This window comes from Pseudoalteromonas sp. SG44-1 (assembly GCF_014164315.1).
Classification (GTDB): domain Bacteria; phylum Pseudomonadota; class Gammaproteobacteria; order Enterobacterales; family Alteromonadaceae; genus Pseudoalteromonas; species Pseudoalteromonas rhizosphaerae.
Map to the genome: position 1 here is coordinate 1 of NZ_JACJEW010000062.1, position 22,339 is coordinate 22,339.

Consider the following 22,339-nt stretch of genomic DNA (forward strand, 5'->3'; position numbering starts at 1 on the left):
ACTTGGAACTTTTTTAAAAGCCTCTTGGCTTTCTTTTGACTGCTTTGGGTGCTTAGAACGGCTTGTGATCCAGCTAAACCCACGCTTCTTGAGCAGTTTGTAAATATGATCGGTGTGATACCTTACATTGAACTGGTCATAAATATACTGAGCAATATCTTCCCCCATTAGTCTGCCTCCTTCTGAAGAACTTGCTGACTGTTTTACATAATCTGACAGTGTGTTTAGTTGTTGTAAGGTTAATTTAACTGGACGACCTTTAATCGGTTTGTTGTTCAAGCCAGTAACGCCATTATTAAGGTCGTTTGAAACCCATTTATTGGCACTGCCGCGCGCTGTATTTAGGCGCTTAGCAATATTCGTTCTGTTTTCACCCTCAAAGAATAATGAAACAGCAAGCAGGCGTATTCGCTTTCTTGCATTCGGCTCTTTACGTGATAAAGCTAAAAGTTGCTTGGATTTTTCTAAGTTCAATTTAGTAAAAGTAGATAAGTATCAGTGTGCTAATTAGATCACATAATTTGGCAGATTGGTATTATGCCATTAAAGGGAAAGCACGTTGATATACCATTAGTATCGTAACAAACTACTAACCTAGTCATATCTGTTGCTTGTTTAGTTAAATTATCGAAGATTAGAAGTGGCAATTAGTTCTTTTTATTAACCGATATTAAGATAATGTTTGAAAATAAAACGTCAATTTTTGATAAAAAAATACCTGCAGATTAAAATTAGCAGGTATTTCATATGGCTAGTTACTTGTTAGCAATATTTAGTTGTTAAAACTTGAATGTTGCTTTTAAGTAGTATTCACGACCGGTCAAACGATGAACACGAATAAGTGCACCGTTATCGCCGTTACTTACATATGGCGGCTCTTTATCAGAGATATTATTGATACCTAAACTAAGAGTTAAATGCTCAAAATTATAGTAACCATTGATGTCATTATACGCTACCGTACCTACACGGTCAGATAAAACACCATTTGGCTCAGCATAGTCATCTACAGCACTTTGATATTGGATGGTATGAGTAAGACCCCAATCACCTTGTGAGTAGTTTGTTCTAAAGTTAGCACGAAGTTTATTAAACGCACCACGTCCACCGTTTGCAACATCAGCACCGTATCCACCAAGAAGTTCTGTTGTTTCCAAACCTTCAGCTTCATTGTGATCTAATTCAAGAACATAAGTACCATTTAAGTTAAACTTCAACTCACCACCTAATACATCTAGGCCGTATTTTAAGTCAAAGTCTATACCACTTGAATTAAAAATACCTAAGTTCTGAGTCGATAATTCAACACCACTTAAACTACCTTGCGAATCACGACGAGGACCACCTACTGTACCATAAGCAACTGGGCCTTTAATTTGAGCACATAATGGTGAAGAAAAGTCTTTACTATTATAACATTCATTACTAATAGTACCGATTGAAAGCTCACCTATAATATCTGTAATTTCAATATCATAATAATCTAGCGCTACACTGAAACCTTCGATAAACTCTGGAGCCCATACAACGCCTAAATTTTTACTTTCCGATTGCTCAGGACCAATATCAGGATTACCACCTACCCAAGAGCCAGACTGTTGGTTAGGTTGTGCCCAATCACCTGGTAGACCATCTGCAGCACAGTTAGCCTTAAGTTCAGCGCTTGCATCAGGATTAGAACCATATTTAATACATGGATCAGTATAAGTTTCAGCTGAATTAGCACGAGGTGCAAATAAAGTACTCACGCCAGGTGTTCTGAAGCCCTCTGATAAATTAGCGCGAACTAATAAATCTGAATATGGGCGCCATTCAATAGCAAACTTAGTAGTAACTTCAGCGTCATCAATTAAGCTTACATCAGTGCGACGTGCAGCTGCTGTAAAATCTAAACGCTCAGCAAACGGTAAGTCAGCTAAAATAGGCACATTAATCTCAGCATAAAATGATTCAGTTGTATAACCGCCATCAGTTCCGTCTGGTGCTACACCATAAATTGCCCCAAGACCAGCCGCACCGTCCGGTAACGATGTATAATGAGTCGTTAAATGTTCATACCCCGTTGCCCAAGCAATAGTACCGGCTGGTAATTCAAAGCTTGTTTCACCAGCAATATTGAACTGTAATTGTGTATCTTCTGCTTTACTTGTTGAGCTCATTGGAACAATAATCCAATCTCTCATATCATTTGTTAGAGAGTCTTTTTGGAACGGGTCCCATACTCCCGGACAAGCTGCATTAGCAGAACATAATTCTGGATCTACCAATGTATTAGCACGTTCTTGGTGAATACGCCCACCGATTTCTTCAGTTCTACGGCGGCTATTGAACGAATAGCTTGTGTCCCAATACCAACCATTGCTAAATTCACCTTCAAAACCAGTAGTAATTAAATATTCAGTAATAGAAAATTCAGAAGTACGTCCTTCAGATTCTGTTAAACGTCGTTGAGCAAATACCTTTTCACCAAATGTATTCCCTGGATTTGTTTCAGGAACAGGCATACTCCAGAAAGTGCCGACAGGTGCCAAACGGGTTTTATTCACACGATGTGTAAATGATGCTTCAGATACAAATGTTACAGTAGAAAAACCACTATCGATAAGTTCGTAATTAGCGGAACCGAAAAGATTATATTTTTCAAGTGGTTGATAAATGATACTAGTATCAGCATAGTTATAACGATCAGCACTTTCTATTGCTCGAGGTTTACCATCCGCGCCTTTAACAAAGGTTTTACCGACAATACCTGGAATAGAGAATGAAGCTGGTGAGGTTGTTGCAGAGCCACCAGCACATACCACTTTGCCCTCAACGCTACCATCTGCATTTTCTTTTGTTATATCTTCTGCGCGCACACAACTTGCCCAATCACGGTCTTCACCATAAATTGCATCACGTTGTTCATAACCTGCTGAGAATACAATATTCCCTTTATCAGTTTCAACACCGGTAATGAACGAGATATTAGACGTTTTGCCGTCATTTTCACTCGTCTGTTGATGGCGGAATTCTATTTCAGCACCAGAGTAATCATTGTTTGTAACAAAGTTAACTACACCAGCAATTGCATCAGAGCCATAAATTGTTGATGCTCCATCGCGTAAAACATCAACTCTCGCTACTGCCGCCATTGGAATAATAGAAATGTCACCACTGAAACGACGACCATTTAAAAGAACAAGCGTACGACTCGCACCTAAACCCCTTAGGTTCATTGTTACGCTACCATTACCACCGTTATTAACGTTACTACCGTATGAACCACCACTAATAATTGGTAATTGTTGTACAAATTGCTCAAGGGTAGGAGCACCCGTAGCTTTAATGTCATCTAATGAATAAGTAGTAACAGGTACTGACGTTTCCATATCTGTGCGACTAATACGTGACCCTGTCACTTGAATTCTTTCAACTTTATCAGCGCCCTCTTCAGCAGCAATCGAGCTTGCTGAAAACGCAGCGGTTGAAGCCGCACCAAAAGCGATCGCTAAGCGAACGGCCTTTGAAACTTTATTATTTAACATTTGATTCTCCCTGGGTCATATTTATATATGATTTTATTAGTTTTAATTACTATAAATTGAGTACTTAAGTGCCAATATATGACACTAAGTACCTAATTGAGCAATGCGATACTAATATTAGAGATGACCAAAGGTCAACAGTTATTTAACCTGAAAATCAATAGTTTTACAGATAAAGAACAAATAAATTCAAGAAAGTTACATTATAACCAATTGTTTTATCTAGAAATAAAGCTTTTATTTATGCTTATAAGGTGATTTCCTTTAAAAAAATAACCATGTAAAAAACCAGTTCTAACTCAATAATTTATAACAAAATCAATAAAAAGTTATGCAATAGGTTGCTTAGTAATGATATCAAAAGCGTTTATGGTGCCTCTAATACTTTCTGAGTTAGTGTTTTGTATCGCGAAAAATTAAATCTATCCTCTACATTACGTAAAAAAAGCCCTAATAGATCGGGCTTTTGTTAACTTTAATTTAATGATTTATAAACCCATTAAAACTTCAAATTTACACTCATGTGGATAAAGCGACCCAATGTATCGTAAAATCCAGCAACTGTGTTTGCATTTGAAGCAATAGTATTACCCACCATTGGAGGTTCTTTATCGAAGATATTATTCATACCACCAGTAAACGTTACATGTTCGTTAATAGAGTAACTACCAGATAAGTCGATAAAACTATAAGAACCTATACCACCGTTTTCAATTAATGAGGCATCTGCTGTTCCATCGTAGTCAATACCACCATAGTAACGCCATTTAGCTCCTACACGCCAGTCATCACGGATGTAATTAACGTTAGCAGTATGACGCCATTTAGGCGAAGCAAAACAGTCTGTATTAATATTACCGGCACAGTCATAAGCTAAGGTTGAATCACCTAAGATAGGTTCAACTTCTTTCTTCATGCTGTAGTAACCGTTAATGTCAAACTTCAAGCTTGCATTTTCTAGATCCATTGAGTAGGCAGCTGTAGCATCAATCCCTTCCCACGTTCTACCACCAATATTATCACTTAGGTTTGTTACAAAACCTGCTTGACCTAACCAAAGGCTACCAGATGGACTACGAGTAATGTTATTACAGAAAAATTCATCACCAGTTTCAGCACAGTTGTTTAATATACGCTCTGCGCCTACTGTACCAATAACCTTTTCGATTTCAATTTTGAAGTAATCAACAGAGAAGTTAAAGTTTTCAAAAGGAGAAGCAACTAAACCAATTGTAAGCGTTTCACCTTCTTCTGGTTGAAGTGCTGGGTTACCACCAGATAGCTGGTTATATTGTCCTGCAGGTGACTCACCAATACTTCCGTATTGTGAATCATTCACGCCAGCATTAGCACATTGGCTTGCTGAGTACGCTGGTCTGTCAGCTGCATCGGCTGCTGTAGGATCACCAGCACAACCGTCTGCACCACTCCAAAGGCCAATACTTTGAGCAGCAAATAACTCACCTACGTTAGGAGCACGTACAACTTTCGCAAAGCTAGTTCTAAATTTGTATGTGTCTGCAAGAGTATAGTCAACACCAATTGAGTAAGTAGTATCTGAACCAGTTGTTGAATAATCAGACCAACGAGCTGCTGCTGAAACATTTAATTCATCTAAGACTGGGATTTGTAACTCACCGTAAACTTCGTTCACGTCAATTGCACCGTATAGGCTTGGTGAAGGTCCACCTTGACCTAATAACTGACCTTCTTCGTAAACTGTGTCTGATACACGTTCGTAATCTTGTTCACGACGCTCAACACCAAATACAGCGCCTATAGGAAGAGATGCCGTAGGAAGAGTCCAATCAAACTCACCACTAATATAACCACTGTAAATAACTTGAGTTACTAGACCCGTTTGAGTACCTACACCTGCAAGTTGAGCTGCTTGCTCTGGTGTTACACCACCAAGTTCAAATACGTTGTAGTATAAACAACCATCTGCCTCATCACATTCTGTCCCTACAGCACCAACGCGAGGAGCTATTTTCGGTGAAAGCAAGTCATTTTTGTAAACAGAGCTTGAAGTCGTTGCAGAGTAGTTGTAGCTAACATCGTATGACCAGTTATCGCTCAGTTCACCTTCCATACCCGTTAGTATTCTGTATGACGAATGCTCTAAGTTATCTGAACGAGGGCCACCTTCTACATTACGTTTACCAATGTATGCAACAAATTGATCAGTTCCATCTTGACTGAATAAGCCTTGAAGCTGCTGCTTTTGAGCATCAGATAATAAAGGGTTATTGTAATCAAATAAAATCTCTTCATTATAGAACGTACCAGATTCAGCAATCTGACCTGCTGTTCTATTATGCATGAAAGAGAACTCTAAATATGGACGGAAAGTTTCATTGATTTCATAATCAATGAAAGTACCTAGAGTAAAACGCTCATTTGGTCTTAAAAAGTGATTAACTGGAGCATAGTTGTAACGATAACCATCGTCCTCTCTAAAACCTGTACCATTTGGATCTAGGTAACCGTAAAAATTTTGTTTGTAATCAACTTCACCATCAACCACGGGGTAGATATCAAAAAATGGGTTTGGAGTTGTACCAGAACCACCACAAGATTGACCCGCGCCATTTAGTGCACAAGATGAATAATCTCGAGAGCCCTGTAACAGTTCAGTTTGACGGTTGTAAGTTACATAACCTACAGCGTGACCTTTGCTGCCATCGAATCCACCACCAACAGTAAAATCTATGCTGTAAGACTTACCATCGATACCTGTACTACCTGTATCGTATTCAAAGCCTTTCTCATCCATCAAACCTTGAATGTATTTGTTATCATTATTGTGTTGATAACCAGAAGTACCTACGTTAAGAGAAATACCTTCGAACTGATCATCCATTACAAAGTTAACAACACCAGCAACAGCATCAGCACCGTAAACAGCAGCTGCACCACCAGTTAAAACATCTACTCGCTTAATCAGTGATGAAGGAATTTGATTTATATCAGCAACTTGAGATGTGATACTACCAGCTTGCATTCTTCGGCCGTTAATCAAAACTAAAGTTCTGTTTGAACCTAGACCACGTAAATCTACTGTTGCAGTACCTGTTGCGCCATTCGCTAAAAATGAACTTTCTGCAGCTTCAATTTGTGGCAACTGATTCAAGATATCTTCAACACGAGTGAAACCGCTTAGTTTAATCTCTTCTGCAGTCATTACAGTAACTGGGCTAGATGTCTCTAAATCTGTCCGCTTAATGCGAGAACCTGTTACTTGAATACGTTCAACTTTTTCAACGCCATCTTTTTCTTCTGCAGCAAATGAGCTGGCAGAAAACGCAGCTGTTGACACTGCACCAAAAGCGATCGCTAAGCGAACTGCCTTTGAAACTTTATTATTTAACATTTGATTCTCCCTGGACCACTATATTGTGGATTATTTTTATTTAGCTTTTGTAAACTATCGCAACAATTATGTTGCAAACGCATCACGATACTAAACAAAAAAAACCAATATGCCAACATTTGTTCACATTAATTTAATTTAATCGGCATAAAAACCCAGACAATGCAATAAAACGGTACAAAAACGATTAAAATAGCAACAATATATTTTAATAACACTTTCAAAAGTACACTTTTTAGCAACAAAAAAATTAACAATACCGATATTTGGAACTATTTAAATAAGTTGTAATTGTGCTTTATTGGGCGAATTGAAATCTTTATTCAAGGGAAGAAGGATCATTTGTGCGATTGGTTTGAGTTGTTTTTCGACATAAATTGCATAGTCATATTTTTGACTTGTCTGGGTTTGCTGCACGTTTGCATAGAGCTCTGCACCAACATGAGTGTATACATATTCAACAATTTGGCCTTTATTAATAACAAATTCAGGGTGAGTTGCTTGGTGTTTTTTGACAGCTTGGACTTGAGGTGGGATATTTTTTTGATAATCAGCCAAGTGTTGGCCGAGTTTTTTTCTGTATACGAGTTTGTCGTCAAATTCCCCAGCATACAAACGGGTAATGTAACTTTCAATAATAGGGGTTAACATTTCAACAGTAAAACTGTCGCTGAATAAAGTTTCAAATAGTTCGGTTTGAAATTCATGCGCTAATTCTGTCCAGTCACTTCGCACGGTTTCCATACCTTTAAAAATTAATTCTTTTTTATCATCTCCTTGTACCTGGCCAACATAACGTTTTTTTGAACCAGTGGCTTTGCCACGGATAGTCGGCATAAAAAATGGGCTATAAAGTGTTTCGAATTCTATTTCTAAATAACTTTGTGTCGCAAAGCGCTGTTTTATTGTTTGCTGCCATTTTTCATTAATAGTATTAGCTAATTGCTTGCCAATTTCTTTGCAGTTATCTGAATCAAGTTGATCTGGTAGGCTCACAAATGTTGAATCGGTATCACCATAAATAACAGTATAGCCAAGCTCTTCGATCCACAGTCTGCTGGTTTGCATTATTTCATGACCACGCAAAGTAATAGAGCTTGATAAGCGTGGATCGTAAAAACGACACCCCTTTGAGCCTAACACGCCGTATAAACTGTTCATGATGATTTTTATAGCTTGCGACAGCATGGGCTGAGCAGTATTTTTTGCGTGTTGCCTTGATGAGGCTAACTTTTTTATTAAATTAGGAAGGTGATGCTCAGTGCGAGAAAAAAAAGCGTCTTTAAAACCTGCAATCGCGTTATCAGGCTCCTCTAAGCCGCGAATTAACCCAAGCGGATCAATACAAAACGTTTGCATAATCGATGGATACAAGCTTTTAAAATCCAACACGATAACATTTTTATAAAGCCCAGGAATTGACTCCATCACAAAACCGCCTGGGCTTTCAAACGATAAGCCATGATCGCCTAGATTCGGTGCAACATAACCGCTTCGATGCAATAACGGTAAATATAAGTTAGTAAAAGCAGCCACTGAGCCACCCATTCGTTCTAACTCTAATCCTGTTAACTGCGTGCGAACAATAGCAAATTCAATGAGTTTTAACTTTGCAAAGATACGATTAACTAACACACAATCTTGACGATTATAGGCCGCTAGCGAGAGCTTATCTTCATTATATTGACGAATAATTTCACTCAAGCGGTTATCGCTTTGGATTAACTTTTTCTCGCCTAGTATTTTATGGCTCACATTAGCCAGTGAGAAACTATCAAAATGATAAGTAGCATTTTTTAGCGTATCTATGCCATCGATAACACAGCGCCCAGGCAGAGTTAAACGGGTAAAGTGTCCTTCTCTGATCTGTAATTGACCATTACCTCGACCCAATAATAATTTAACGCCAAGGGCATCCGCGCGTCGATTAAGTACATTAAAATCAAATTCAATGACGTTCCAACCAATAATAATGTCAGGATCTGCTTGTTGTACCAGCTGCTGTAATTGAGTCAGCAAATCAATTTCATCATGGCACCAATGAATAGTCTGTTCACTCTGTTGTGGCTCGCCAACCATAATAACGCAATCAATGCCCTCTCCTACTAAACCAACTGAAAACAACACGCCTTCACCACTGCACTCAATATCCATTGACAGCGTTTTAAAACGTGGTTTATACGAATCAGCTGCTTTTAGCTGAGCATTGTCGATTTGGATAAAGCCAGCTTGTTGAGTAACGTCGCCTGTCACCCACACCCCACCTCGAATAAAACGCTCCATTAAAAAGCGATCGCTGTGGCGTACATCACCTTCATATACTGTGATCTGGTTTTCTAGGGGTTGGTTTTCTAAAAGCTGCCTTGCTTGATATAACGCTTGTGAGCTTGAAAAATAGCAAGCGATGCATTGTTCGCCACTAAAGTGTTTAATCGCAACGTCTTTAAATTCGACATTGATATTGTGCTTTGATAACAACTGAGCAGCTAAAGCACGTTGTTTTATTAAAATAAAAAATACCGCTTGTTGATTTGGCACTAACACTTTTATCGGACCATGATCAGAGCTTAGCCAATAGCACAGTGTGATCCCACTATGGCGGCTATACTTATCAGCAGAATATTGTTGCCTAGAAAGTATAAAGCCTTGATAGATTGCTTGTGTCAATGTTCGATCCCAATTAATATACAGCACTGTGATTATATACATACTTTAGGTTATTGACCCATGCTTTCTGATGCATTAAAAACGACGATAAGAAAAATTCACAAGCATGTGGCCGATAACCTCAGTGATTATCGCCCTCGCAGTAGCCAAAATTACTTAGTAGCCGAAATTGCAAAAACACTGGCGGGCGAGTACCACAAAAAACAGCGGATCTGCGTTATTGAAGCTGGTACTGGTACGGGTAAATCGCTGGCTTATTGTTTAGGTGCATTACCGCTGGCGCTTGCACAAAAAAAGAAGTTAATTATTTCTACTGCAACGGTAGCCCTTCAAGAGCAATTAATAAGTAAAGAACTCCCCTTTTTTAAAAAACATTCAGGCCTTGATTTCAAGTTTGATTTAGTCAAAGGCCGCCAGCGCTACCTATGTGCACACAAGCTACATAATGCGGTTAATGGTGACAATCAAACACAAATGGACTTTATGCCCACCCTTACTTCGCCACTGAGTGCGATGGAAACTAAATGTTTGCAGCAACTCTATGATGCTTACACCAATAAAAAGTGGCAAGGCGATCGAGACAGCTGGGCAGATACTATCCCTGATCGCGTTTGGGGATTAATTGCTTGCGATAAACATGCTTGTCAACGACAAATGAAAGCACATCAAACCTGCCCTTTTCAACTTGCTCGTCAACGCTTGATGCAAATGGATGTATTAGTGATTAACCATTCATTATTATTAGCTGATCTTGATTTAGGTGGCGGGAAAATTCTGCCCGAGCCAGATAATAGTATTTACGTTATTGATGAAGCTCATCATCTTGCTCATATTACGCGTGACTTTTCATCTGCCGCAGCGACGATTAAAGGCACCATTGATTGGCTTGATAAACTCACTAAATTTAGTGGCAAAATGGCCAAAGTATTAGTAGGTCAAAAAGCCATTGGGCAAAATTTTAAGCTCTGTGACAGTATTAATGATGCTAATAAAGACTTAAAAGTTGTTCGCGATATTTTGGATAATGCCGATTTTAACTATTCAAAAGACGATACATACCGATTTGAACATGGTGAAATACCTGAATCGTTACACGCTAAAGCCAAAGATATCAGCGAGGCGACCCTCGATGCTCTGCGCTGCTTAAATAAAATGCACGATACCTTAGTACAAGATGTCAGTGATGGTGATATCAAACCCTATGTTGCCGATCCTATTTTAGGCGAAAGCGGTCATTACATTAATCGTTTAGAGCAACTAAACAAACTTTGGTATAGCTACGCCACCAAGGGTGAAGGCACACCACATGCGCGTTGGATAAAGCGTTTAGAATACAAAAACCATCACGACCATCTACTCAGCGATTGCCCTATTGAAGTTGGCTACTATTTAAAAGATAAACTGTGGCGACAATGTGCCGGTGCGGTTTTATGCTCAGCGACCCTGACTGCACTTGGTTCATTCGATCATTTTGCTTACGAAAGCGGTCTTACAAAAGAAGAAGGTGTAAAATACTTAAAAGTACCTTCTCCGTTTGATTATCCTAATCAGGCCACTTTGCACATACCAACATCACACATCGAGCCGACCGATAAAGAATTTAGTGATCATCTGGCCAAAGTATTGCCGGATCACTTAAATGCACAACATGCTAATTTAGTGTTGTTTGCGTCTTACTGGCAAATGGATCATGTAGTAAAAGCCTTGCGCGCTAAAAACCTCGACATTTTAGTACAAGGTGAAATGTCGCGTGAAGCACTATTAAAGCAACATACAAAGAATATAGATGCGGGCAAAGGCAGTATTTTATTTGGCACACAAAGCTTATCCGAAGGACTCGACTTACCGGGTAAATACCTTGAGAACTTAGTGATCACTAAAATTCCATTCGCGGTACCCACCTCACCCATTGAAGAGGCACAAGCAGAGTTTGTACAAAGTAAAGGGGGTAATCCGTTTTTATCTATCACGGTGCCTGATGCGGCTAAGAAATTAGTGCAAAGCTGTGGTAGACTGCTGCGTAAAGAGAACGATCAAGGGCGCATTACAATCCTAGATCGCCGTTTAGTGACCAAGCGATATGGCAAAGCCATGCTTGACACATTACCACCCTTTAAAAGACAAATAGATTATTAATGTTTGAACTTGCACTAGACCCAACAACCTGGGCACTTCTTTGCGCAGTGGCACTTGCCGCAGGCTTTATAGACGCAATAGCCGGTGGTGGTGGCATGTTAACCGTGCCAGCACTTTTAACAGCAGGATTGCCGCCCCATTTAACACTTGGCACTAACAAATTAGCTGCTAGCTTTGGCTCACTCACCGCAAGTGTTACTTACTTCCGTAAGCAATTATTTAATCCTCAATTTTGGGCAGCGTCAATTATAGCAACCGCCATTGGCGCTTTACTTGGTACCCTTATTGTTGACTACCTGAGTATTGAATTTTTAAACAAACTACTGCCTATTGTTATCATTATGGTAGCCTGCTACAGCTTATTTGGCAGTTTAAGTACGGTAGAACATGATCAATTACCACCATTGAACAAAACAACTAAAATAAAACAATGGCTACAAGGCTTAAGCTTAGGCTTTTTTGATGGCTTGGCAGGCCCTGGGACCGGGACTTTTTGGACTGCATCAAATAGTTTACTCTACAAAATGAGTTTACTGCTAAACTGTGGTTTAGCCCGTTCAATGAATTTTGTGTCAAATTTTGTATCACTGATTACTTTTGTAGCGCTTGGTCATGTTAACTTTTTACTCGGCATCACAATGGGCTTCTTTTTGATGTTTGGAGCCTGGCTTGGAGCTCATTCAGCAATTCGGTTTGGCAGTAAGTTTATTCGTCCTGTTTTTAATACTGTGGTGATAATTTTAGCGTTAAAACTAATTTACGAGGCTTATTTATAAAATGCGAACAGCTTCTTTTGATAAGCTTTGCCAACAAGTTGCAACCTTAAAGCAGCATGCTGAGCAATTTGATAAAGCCAAGTTATTTGCTAAAAACCGCTATATGCAGGCACAACCCAGTTTATTTGACCGAGGTGTGTTTACTACTAAAAGCATGAAATTAGTTGATTATGTGTTAGAAATTGAAGATGAAGTTAATAGCCTTCCACCACTGGAGCGTCGCCATGCTCATAATTATGCTTTAGAGCGTATCGGTAATCAGGTGCAAGCCGTATTTAACGTCATTAAATCAACCCCTATTTGGGAAAAAGAAAACAAAAGCACTTACAAACCCCGTAGTAAAACCTATAATAAATCGGCACCTTACCAACAAGCTGTAAAACAAATTATGCAACCCGCCCATGAGCTATATGACGAACTCAAACAAAATCATGAGTTTGAGCGTCGCTTAGTGCTAATGGTTGAAGAATGTAAGCTAAGAATGCAAAATGTGGGTCCTGTAAAAGCAAAAGCCATTAATTTAGAGATCCTTGCTCTTCATGGCCGCCTTGGTCGCTGCCGTAAGGCAATATCTGCCACCGAAGAAAAAATTCAAATAGTTGAAAAACAACAATTACGCTAGCTATGACTGTTTTTTATCATCCACTATACTCTGCGCTTGAACTGCCTGTACGCCATCGTTTTCCAATCGCTAAATATAAATTGCTAAAACAAGAAATTGCAGAGCTTGGTTTTACTGACTTTATTAGCCCAAATAAAGCGACTAATGAACAGCTCCAGCTTTGCCACAGCCATGAGTATGTTGAACGCTTTATTAGCGGGCAGTTAACTGACAAAGAAATAAAGAAAATGGGTTTCCCATGGTCAAATCAACTGGTAGAGCGCACTTTATTTTCTGTTGGTGCAAGTATTCAAGCCGCTGAATACGCTTTAAAAACGCAGCTGGCGGTAAATCTCAGCGGCGGATATCATCATGCTTATAATGCTTACGGCAGTGGTTTTTGTATTTTCAACGACCTCGTGGTTGCCGCCGCTCACCTCATTAACACTGAGCAAGCATCAACGGTGCTGATTTTTGATTGTGATGTACACCAAGGTGATGGCACAGCCGAAATTTGTGGCTCTCTTGATGGAGTGATTAGCTGTTCGATTCATTGTCAGCAAAACTTTCCACGTTTAAAGCAGCATTCTGATTATGATTTCTCGCTCAACACTGGCTGCAGCGATAATGAATATTTAAAAACAGTCGCTAATGCCTTGGCTTTTTGTATCCGTCTTCATCAGCCTGATATTATTTTATATAACGCCGGAGCTGATATTTGTAGCCAAGACGAATTAGGCTATTTTGATGTTAGTTTAGAGGGTGTATATCAACGCGATTCGCTGGTTTTAGCAACCTGCAAACAGCACTCAATTCCTTTAATGTGCGCGCTCGGTGGCGGTTATCAGCGAGATACACAAAAGTTAGTTGAGGTTCATAAGCTGCTTTTTCAAGCGATTGTCGATTTATACCCGCACTTGGTATAAACTAAAAACAGCTTAATACTACTAAGGTAGATAACACAGTGCGATTACATGACGACATACACAATTACTATGAAAAAATTATGATTGAAGAAATCATTAAACGACAACTTGAAAAGCAATATAGTGAAGACGTAATGGCTGATTTTTGCTGTACTGTACTAAACCAACTACCTGCCCGATACATTCGCTATGATGTAGATATGGAGTTTTACTTACCACACGTTGAACGCTCTCATATGGAGGAACGAGTAAATATTGCCATTGATGTTGCAATCAGCCAAATAGCGAAAAAAAAGGCCGGACATGAGTAAAGAGTTAACCCAAGCACCTACACACGTAAAATTAGCCATAGACTTAATAATGCTGCTTGAACAACATGACGTTGCCGCTGATGATGTGCTCAAAGCACTTGAAATAATCAAAAGCGATTATGAAAAAAAACGCCTCAATACTAACATACAGCCAGCATAGTTTACTGGCTGTAGTACATTTACATAATCGTATTATTCGTCTTTAAAAATTGCCACATAGGTCGCTTGCGTATTTGATTTGCTGGCCCGATACATACCACTGGTATTAAACGGTAAGCTGATATTACCTTTGCTATCAACTATGATCACTCCTCCAGTACCACCAATCGGCTTTAGCACACTATTAATCACTTCATCACCCGCTTGTGTAATAGTCTTACTTTGATATTTAACTCGTGCGCAAATATCAGCCGCGACATTATAACGAATGAAATACTCGCCGTGGCCAGTGGCAGATACCGCACATGACGCATTTTCAGCAAATGTACCAGCACCAATTACAGGGGCATCACCAATGCGACCAAAACGCTTTGCAGTCATCCCGCCCGTTGAAGTACCTGCCGCCAAGTTACCATTTTTATCAAGTGCAACAGCACCCACAGTGCCCATTTTATAATTGACGGGTAACGCCTGATGCGCAGCTTGATAATCTTTACTGGTAGCTTTGGCTTTATCTAGTTTTTCTTTTGCTTTTAATAACGCTTTATAACGGTTATCCGTATCGAATAGGTTATTTTCGACCAATGGAACGCCCTGCTCTTTGGCAAACTCTTCAGCACCTTGACCACTGAGCATCACATGAACCGATTCTTCCATCACCAGACGCGCTAAATTAATCGGATTTTCAATATGTTTAACACCCGCAACAGCGCCCGCTTGACGGTCACGACCATCCATAATTGACGCATCTAATTCATGACTGCCGTCATAGGTATATACCGCACCTCGACCAGCATTAAAGTATGGCGAGTTTTCTAATACATTGATTGCAGCGGTTACTGCATCTAGGCTTTCGCCACCTTGCTCAAGTACTTTATAGCCAGTTTCTACCGCCTCTTTGAGTTTAGAGCGATAAGCTTGTTCTTGCTCTGGAGTAAAACGACTTTTTTCAATCGTGCCTGCCCCACCGTGAATAGCGATAGCCAAAGGTGCACTAGCGCTTATGGCTAATGGACTAAACGTTATACAGCACGCACTAACTAAAGCGCTAAAAAGTGACTTGTTCATACAGGTAGCTTGTGTTGGAAATAAGTATAACCAATGTGAATAAATTGGCGTTAAATTACAACCCTAACCAGATAAAAAACATAAAAAAAGCGCCCAAAGGCGCTTTTTAATATTTCGTTTAAATTACGCTTGTTGCGCTTTCAAACGAGCTAAACGTGCTACTTGATGCGTAGACGTTAAGAAAGAGAAAATAGGCGCTAAATAACCACGCTTACGAAGCTCTAAAAAGTCTTCGTCACTTAACTCGTTAAGCTTTTTCTCATCAATAAGGTAAATACCATTGATGTCTTTTTTCTCGCCTTTAATATCAACTGTTAGTGTTTGCGCTACTAAAAGCTCTTTATCAGCAAGATATTTTGTGAATGCTTCAGTTACATGAGAAAACTCAATAAATGATACAAGTGCTTCTTTACGACGTTTTAAGTAATCTGTCTCTTCACCGTTTTCAAATAATGCATTTCCTTCAGTTTCACCCACTAATGGGCTTGCTTCGTCAATCACAATACCGTATTGATCTTCTTGTGGGTGTTTAACTAGACCCAGTGGATAGCGTGTTGTTGCCATAGGAGCAAACGCTGCAGTCCACTTACCGTCTTTTACAAAAAGGTTTTCGCCAGGCTCTAAACCAAACATAGCTACAGCTTGAAATTGACCAGTCTCGTTATTTTTTACGAAAGACATTGGAAACTCATTTGCTACACGCGCGAACTCATGTGCAACGACAGGCACTAAGTGTTGAGTTTTTAAAAATTCTACATTGATGCCGTTTTGAATTTTAGTGTTGGCATGCTTTTCATTGTGTAAAGGCTGTACTTGTTGCTCCGCCATGTTACTGCTCCGTTATTAATAAGTTTATATTTTTGCTGTTAGTACCCTAAGGCTAAAGGTTTTGCTACAAAAATGGAAGTGAAATGTTTGTTGCAATTTGCAGTTATCATATGATTTTAAACATAAGAAGCTTAATGTAGCTATCTTTAGGAAGCTGTCAGACAAGTTACTTTAAACTACAAGAAAAAAAATATAGAATTAGACGGCATCCAAATACTAATGCATATACCGAATTAAGTTTTTCTTAACTTATGGGTAGTAATTTGTAATCGAAGAAAAGTGCCTTTTAGTGGCCTAATCAAACTGAATCATATCTAACTTAAATATGGTGTGTTTCCATCAATTAATCGAGGCTTTACTTTTTGAATATCCGGCTTGAAAAGACTAAAGTAGGAAACAATCCATATGCTATTATTGACCTACCTGATGAAGACTGTGAACTCTGGAAAAAGAGTGCAAGCTTTTATAAAGGTGACTGGATCAAAGCACTAAATTATTATCCAGGAATTTGGTCAAGAGTAACACCTCAATATTTCACCTTCATTGAAAGTATATTACCAAAAATAGTCAATCACTTTAATTTAGAAGGTTCTAAAATTGAATCTTTAAATTCAAATTATGCGATTGCTCAAACACCCTGTGAAGAATTATCGCAATTACAAAAAATCCCTCATTATGATGGAACCAAGAACAACCAACTAGCTATAGTGCACTACTTATGTGGTGAAGAGTTTGGTGGCACAGGTTTGTTTTCACACAGAAAAACAAACCTTGAAAGAATTAATCTTGAAACAGAGGAAAACTTTAATCAAACAGCAAAAGAAGAAGCTCTTCAAGCTAAGTTAAATGGCTATATTGATAAAGATAATGAGTATTATGAGCTAATAGCATATTGTAAAGCTAAGCCTTCTAGACTATTCATATACCCAGGTAATGTACTACACTCAGCAATTATTCCATCGCAATGTAAACTAAATAATGAAATAGCAAAAGGCCGCCTAACAATTACTTCCTTTATCTCGTTTGATAATAATATCACTTAGATTTATATTTTCCCTAAACCATGCTGTTTAATCTTAATGAGTAAATCTCTTTGCCCCTGTAAGCTCTTCATTGCTAGTATACTTGCCTGTTGTATTTTACTGATATGAGCTGTCGCTGAGCTTAAACTTGGATACCTCTGCGCGATTGCATTTCTATCAATTTCAAAATCCATACCATACATTACGTACAAGTAATTCTCGAGCTTAAAAAGGTCTGTCGTACGTTCAAAATCAAACTGACTAGGAATATGGGTATGCCAATACTTTAGTTTTTGTAAAAGGCCATCAGGAATATTTGCTTCATCACGATTATCAAGCCAAAATTGCGTATCATCACGTTTTGAAATGCAATAATGTAGTTTTATAAAATCAATAATATTTTCCCAAATTGCACCTACTTGCTGGTTATAATCTTTGGCAATATTTTGCATCTCATTAAAATTAATTGGTAGCTTCGTTGCTAATATTTTTGCTGTCATATCAAAAACAAGTAGCCCGGTTGCCTCAAGCGGTTCAACAAACCCTTGAGATAAGCCAATTGAAACACAATTCTTCAACCACGGCTCTTTTTGATACCCAGTTTGCATAGGTATTTTGCGCGCATTAACAGGCTCTTTACCTAGGTACTTTGCTAGTTCTTTATAAGCGCTTTCTTCATTTATATGATTACTAGAATAAACTAAACCAACCCCTCTTCTTGTAGTTAAACCTATATCCCAAATCCACCCAGCCTTTTTCGCATGTGCGACAGTATAAGGTTTAATAATTTTTTCGTGTTCTCCATAAGGAACTTGTATTGCAAGTGCGGTATCGCATAATAAAACATCTGATTTATCTACAAATGAGCCATTAAGTGTTTTCTTTATTAACTTTCCTTCAAAGCCACTACAATCAACAAATAAGTCACCACTAACCACGCCCTCATTTAACAGCTCTAACTCACAAATATAACCATCAGATGAGAGCTTTACGTTAGACACATGGGCATGAGTATGTTTAACAGCTAAATTATTAATCGCATTTTCTTTTAGTAGCTCTGTAAATTTACTTGCATCTAAGTGATATGCATAATTAACAATACCACCATATTCTGGAATTTGAATATTTTTAGGGGCTAAATTTGCTTCACATATGTCATGCTGTATTGATACGCAGGAAGCATAATGATCAGGACATATATCTTTATTCTGCAGCCAAAATGCATTTATTGAATCATTCCCTAAATGTGGGTATTCAAATAGATGATGGTAGAAATTATTGGGTTTTTCTGAGGGATTATAAGTCCAATCGACAAACTTGATACTTTGTTTAAATGTTGCATCGCATTGCACTAATAGTTGAGTTTCTGAAATCCCAAAACTTTTGAGTGTTTCTCTTATTACTGGCACTGTACCTTCACCCACACCAATTGTCGCTACATCCGGTGAGTCAATTAATTTTACTGAAAGGTTACCTGCTGCTATGCTTTCTTTATAGTGAGATGCAATATGGTTTGCAGTAAGCCAACCTGCTGTCCCCCCACCTAAAATGACGATATCCCTTATGTTTTTTTTATTCATAGTATTCTCACAAAAAAGCCCCGAAAACGGGGCTTAATTATATATCTTAATCTTAATTTAGAAGCGGAAATCTACACCAATTGCATAAGTAGCTTCACCTTGGTAAGACCAAGCTGGATAGCCATCTTTAAGTGAAATTTTAGTTGCTTCGTTATCTGCATCTGCTGCAGCGTATTGAATGCTATCTTCTTCAAGTAAGTTTGTAGCAGCAAAACGCAATGTGAAGTTTTCAGTTAAATTATAACTTGCTGTTAAATCAAGTGTACCAAAATCATCGTGCCAGCGGTTTCCATAAAAGCCTGTTTCACGGATCATATACTCTGAACGCCAATTGTAAGCTAGACGTACAGAAACTTCATCATTCTCATAATAGCCGACTGCGTTAACTGTATGCTCTGAACTATCAGTGAAAACATCAATGCCATCAGAGAAATTATCCGGATCGGCAGAACTGTCAGCGAAGGTATAGTTAAACATGGTTCCGAAGCCACCTGCTAACGCATGTTGAATTTGGAACTCAACCCCTGCAATTTCGCCACCATCACCGTCTACTTGTGTGTTCACGGTCCAATCATCACATTTACAAACGGGGTCTGTAATGCCAATTTTTTGGTTACGTAATGTCTCAGACGTAGTGAAGTTACTAACATCTTTATAAAAAGCAGTAACTGCAACTAAGTTAGAGTCACCATAGTAATATTCAAAACCAATATCAGCCTGAGTTGCCTTAAACGGGCTAAGTGAAGGGCTACCTTTTGTAACCGACTGATTACCTAACTGTGTATCGCCATAACCTGCTAACGATTGCGATGCAAACATATCTGAATAGTTTGGACGAGAGATAACTTGCGCAATAGAGAAACGTAAAATAGTATCTTGATTTATATCATATGCTAAGTTAAAACTTGGTAAAAGTTCACTGTAATGACCTTGGTCTGTGTCGATTGTTGAGCTTAGGCCGTTATTTTGCGCAATCCCATTTGGGTCAACAAAAGTTGGATCTGGTGCATAAAAATCTGACTCCGCATATGTTGATACATAGCGCACACCAAAGTTACCGCGATAGGCTTCACCGGAAAAATTTGCCATTACATATACTGAAAGGTTTTCCTCTTCAACAGTACCAAAGCCAGAACGGTCTTCATACCAGTTTTGAACAGCCGCTAAGCCATTCGCTTTCATCGCGTTAATATTTGGTAGTGGAATTGTTAAATCTTGCATACCAGCAGTATCTGTACCACTCCAGTATTGCAAAGGATCAACGCTAACGTGTGCACCTTGTGCTGCTCGCAAAGATTCTCTTGTTACTTCATGGTTAGACCAACGAACACCTGTTTTAACGCTGGTAATGAAATCACTATCCAGCATCAAAGTTAAATCAGTTTGAAAGTATGTCTCTTTATCCTCATTTGGCGCAATTTGTGTTGCCCACTCTTGAAGACCTCTACCCGCCCATACTGTATCAATGTCATTTTCATTCCAACCATTCACAGCAATATCAATATCTGTATATTCACCAGTTGCATCAATTGTACCGTAAACATCTTCTGGAGAGCCGATAAAAGCAGCATGATTAAGAGTTAAATCAGTACCACCTTCAGCTTTAGTTGTGCCTATTTGTGTTTCAAGTTTAAAATTATCGCTAACGTAATCAAACGATAAATCGATTGTTTCTGAATTCATTGATGCAAAACGAGCGAATGTTTGCAAGAACGTTTGTCCAGCTGGATTAGCTGCATTTGTTTCACGGACTAAACATGCACCGGCATCGTTAAATTGTGAGCAACTATCAGTATTAGAGAAGACAAAAAGACTGTTGTTATTATTATCTGCACTTAAGTCTAAATTCATATAATGTAGAGCGAAGCTCATATTATCTGTAGGTGAATATTGAGCTGTAAAATCTACTGCAGTACGCTCACGATTTTGCTCAAAATAGTTAGCAGACTCTGCACCTGCCCATGCGTAAGATGCTTCATTACCACGGCGCACATATGTTGTATCTTCCCATGCAACAGCGGCAAGAACACCAAATGTTTCTTCATCATTCTTCCAGCTGTAAAGGCCTGAAATTGCAGGATCTGTTTCGCTAGAAGCCGTTGAATATGTGCCCTCAGCTGAAATAAATGCAGTGCCAGAATCTAGATCCAGTGGTTTACGAGTAATAACATCAACCGAACCACCAACACCACCTTCAAGTAAATCTGCTTGAGAAGATTTATATACTTTAATTTCAGAAATCATCTGTGGTGGTAAAAGTGTGTAATTAAAGCTACGGTCAATTGCTTGTTGGTCATACCAACCTGTAGAAGCAACATTTTGACCATTTAATGTAGTCAACGTTAGTTGATTAGATGCGCCACGGATAGAAACTTGCTGCCCTTGACCAAACTGGCGATTAACTGCAACACCAGGAATACGACCTAAAGCTTCACCTACATCACTATCTGGAAACTTGCCAATATCCTCTGCTGATACAGCATCTACAACGCCATCAGCAAACCGTTTAGTATTGATTGATGCCTCTAAAGAGCGACGAATACCACGTACTTCAATGACTTCTACGTCTTCTTGAACTTTTACTTCGTCAGCTGCATAAACAGCACCAGTGAATCCGGCACTCATTACAAGACCGATATTTACTGCTAATAAGCTTTTTTTAAAATTTTTAGCTAACACAGGATTCCCCTTGAATCATTTTGTTGGTTTTATTTATCACTTCTGCCCAGTGATGATGACAGCGTTGTCATCTAGTAACAAACCATACACTCTAAATTACATTTGTGCTACATCTTTTTAGCCGTTTTGTGCAAAAAAATAGCTATAAAAATAATAACCAATTGAATATTAATACATTAAAAAAATAGAGTTTATAAATTGTTACAGTTTTACGGCGGGAATATAGCATGGTTAAGTTCAAAAAGAGAAAACCAAATGGACTGTTTTAGGTAATTTTATGATTTTAGATAAGTCTTAGTGTAAAAAAAACGTTCCACTTTAACTATACAGAAATTACATTTCGCTTTTTTGCTGATAAGGATATAACTTTAGCTGGATGAACAAAAACACATCTTTTCACATTAATATTGCAGATAAATTAGGGCAAATAATTTATCAAGGGGAATTCATTAATAGTTATCAACATCAATGACAGCGTTGTCATTTTGTATTCTAAAGAGTTACGCTATTAATGTCTACCTTTATTTCCCCCCATAGCCTACCCTTTTCATTGAAAATTTTATACCAATCTGCTTGGATATGGGATCTATTTTAACGATAAGAAAATTGCTCTATAACTAGGCAAAATTTTTGATATCTAGTTGTTCTAAATGAAAAATTTTTAACAACGTTATAGGGTGATTTAA

At 38.5% G+C, this 22,339-nt stretch carries 15 protein-coding genes; 7 read left to right on the top strand and 8 right to left on the bottom strand.

Features of this window, described 5'->3' with window-relative positions; translation table 11 throughout:
* The 4 genes from H5187_RS19680 to H5187_RS19695 form a co-directional block, all read right to left on the bottom strand.
* Window positions 1–474, bottom strand: a 474-nt coding sequence (locus tag H5187_RS19680; protein WP_182798195.1) for a winged helix-turn-helix domain-containing protein, incomplete at its 3' end; no start/stop codon positions are given.
* A gap of 305 nt (window positions 475–779) precedes the next feature.
* Window positions 780–3,527, bottom strand: a complete 2,748-nt coding sequence (locus tag H5187_RS19685; protein ID WP_182718402.1) for a TonB-dependent siderophore receptor — start codon at window positions 3,525–3,527, stop codon at window positions 780–782.
* Between the two features lie 499 nt (window positions 3,528–4,026).
* A complete protein-coding gene (locus tag H5187_RS19690) occupies window positions 4,027–6,900 on the bottom strand; it encodes a TonB-dependent receptor domain-containing protein (RefSeq protein WP_182718403.1) in 2,874 nt (957 codons plus the stop codon).
* 276 nt (window positions 6,901–7,176) lie between these two features.
* A complete protein-coding gene (locus tag H5187_RS19695; RefSeq protein WP_182798196.1) occupies window positions 7,177–9,567 on the bottom strand; it encodes a DNA polymerase II in 2,391 nt (796 codons plus the stop codon).
* Between the two features lie 60 nt (window positions 9,568–9,627).
* On the opposite strand from H5187_RS19695, the gene dinG reads away from it, so the two are divergent.
* The 6 genes from dinG to H5187_RS19725 are packed head-to-tail and all read left to right on the top strand — an operon-like array spanning window position 9,628 to window position 14,477.
* Complete coding sequence (gene dinG, locus H5187_RS19700; protein ID WP_182761273.1) at window positions 9,628–11,703, top strand: ATP-dependent DNA helicase DinG; 2,076 nt, start codon at window positions 9,628–9,630, stop codon at window positions 11,701–11,703.
* Window positions 11,703–12,479, top strand: coding sequence for a TSUP family transporter (locus H5187_RS19705; protein WP_182718406.1), 777 nt, complete (start codon window positions 11,703–11,705; stop codon window positions 12,477–12,479). Before dinG ends, H5187_RS19705 begins: the two co-directional genes overlap by 1 nt.
* Window position 12,480: 1 nt before the next feature.
* On the top strand, window positions 12,481–13,101 hold the full coding sequence (locus H5187_RS19710; RefSeq protein WP_182718407.1) for a primosomal replication protein: 621 nt from the start codon (window positions 12,481–12,483) through the stop codon (window positions 13,099–13,101).
* Window positions 13,102–13,103: 2 nt separating this feature from the next.
* A complete protein-coding gene (locus H5187_RS19715) occupies window positions 13,104–14,006 on the top strand; it encodes a histone deacetylase (RefSeq protein WP_182718408.1) in 903 nt (300 codons plus the stop codon).
* Window positions 14,007–14,044: 38 nt separating this feature from the next.
* Window positions 14,045–14,317 carry a late competence development ComFB family protein gene (locus tag H5187_RS19720; RefSeq protein ID WP_182739954.1) on the top strand — a complete coding sequence of 91 codons (273 nt, stop codon included), beginning with the start codon at window positions 14,045–14,047 and terminating at the stop codon, window positions 14,315–14,317.
* Window positions 14,310–14,477 carry a DUF2496 domain-containing protein gene (locus tag H5187_RS19725; protein ID WP_182798197.1) on the top strand — a complete coding sequence of 56 codons (168 nt, stop codon included), beginning with the start codon at window positions 14,310–14,312 and terminating at the stop codon, window positions 14,475–14,477. Before H5187_RS19720 ends, H5187_RS19725 begins: the two co-directional genes overlap by 8 nt.
* 32 nt (window positions 14,478–14,509) lie before the next feature.
* Here H5187_RS19725 and H5187_RS19730 read toward each other — a convergent pair whose 3' ends face one another.
* Together H5187_RS19730 and H5187_RS19735 are read right to left on the bottom strand one after the other, a co-directional pair.
* On the bottom strand, window positions 14,510–15,544 hold the full coding sequence (locus H5187_RS19730) for an isoaspartyl peptidase/L-asparaginase family protein (RefSeq protein WP_182798198.1): 1,035 nt from the start codon (window positions 15,542–15,544) through the stop codon (window positions 14,510–14,512).
* 123 nt (window positions 15,545–15,667) lie between these two features.
* Complete coding sequence (locus H5187_RS19735) at window positions 15,668–16,372, bottom strand: SapC family protein (protein WP_145240973.1); 705 nt, start codon at window positions 16,370–16,372, stop codon at window positions 15,668–15,670.
* A gap of 362 nt (window positions 16,373–16,734) precedes the next feature.
* Here H5187_RS19735 and H5187_RS19740 point away from each other — a divergent pair, with 362 nt between their 5' ends.
* Window positions 16,735–17,415, top strand: a complete 681-nt coding sequence (locus H5187_RS19740; protein WP_182794603.1) for a DUF6445 family protein — start codon at window positions 16,735–16,737, stop codon at window positions 17,413–17,415.
* A 2-nt stretch (window positions 17,416–17,417) separates the two neighbouring features.
* On the opposite strand, the gene H5187_RS19745 is transcribed toward H5187_RS19740, so the two are convergent.
* The gene (locus H5187_RS19745) at window positions 17,418–18,974 is read right to left on the bottom strand and encodes a tryptophan halogenase family protein (protein ID WP_182798199.1); all 1,557 of its coding nucleotides are present in this window, start codon (window positions 18,972–18,974) and stop codon (window positions 17,418–17,420) included.
* A gap of 57 nt (window positions 18,975–19,031) precedes the next feature.
* Window positions 19,032–21,653 carry a TonB-dependent receptor gene (locus H5187_RS19750; protein WP_182798200.1) on the bottom strand — a complete coding sequence of 874 codons (2,622 nt, stop codon included), beginning with the start codon at window positions 21,651–21,653 and terminating at the stop codon, window positions 19,032–19,034.
* Window positions 21,654–22,339 lie beyond the last annotated feature (686 nt).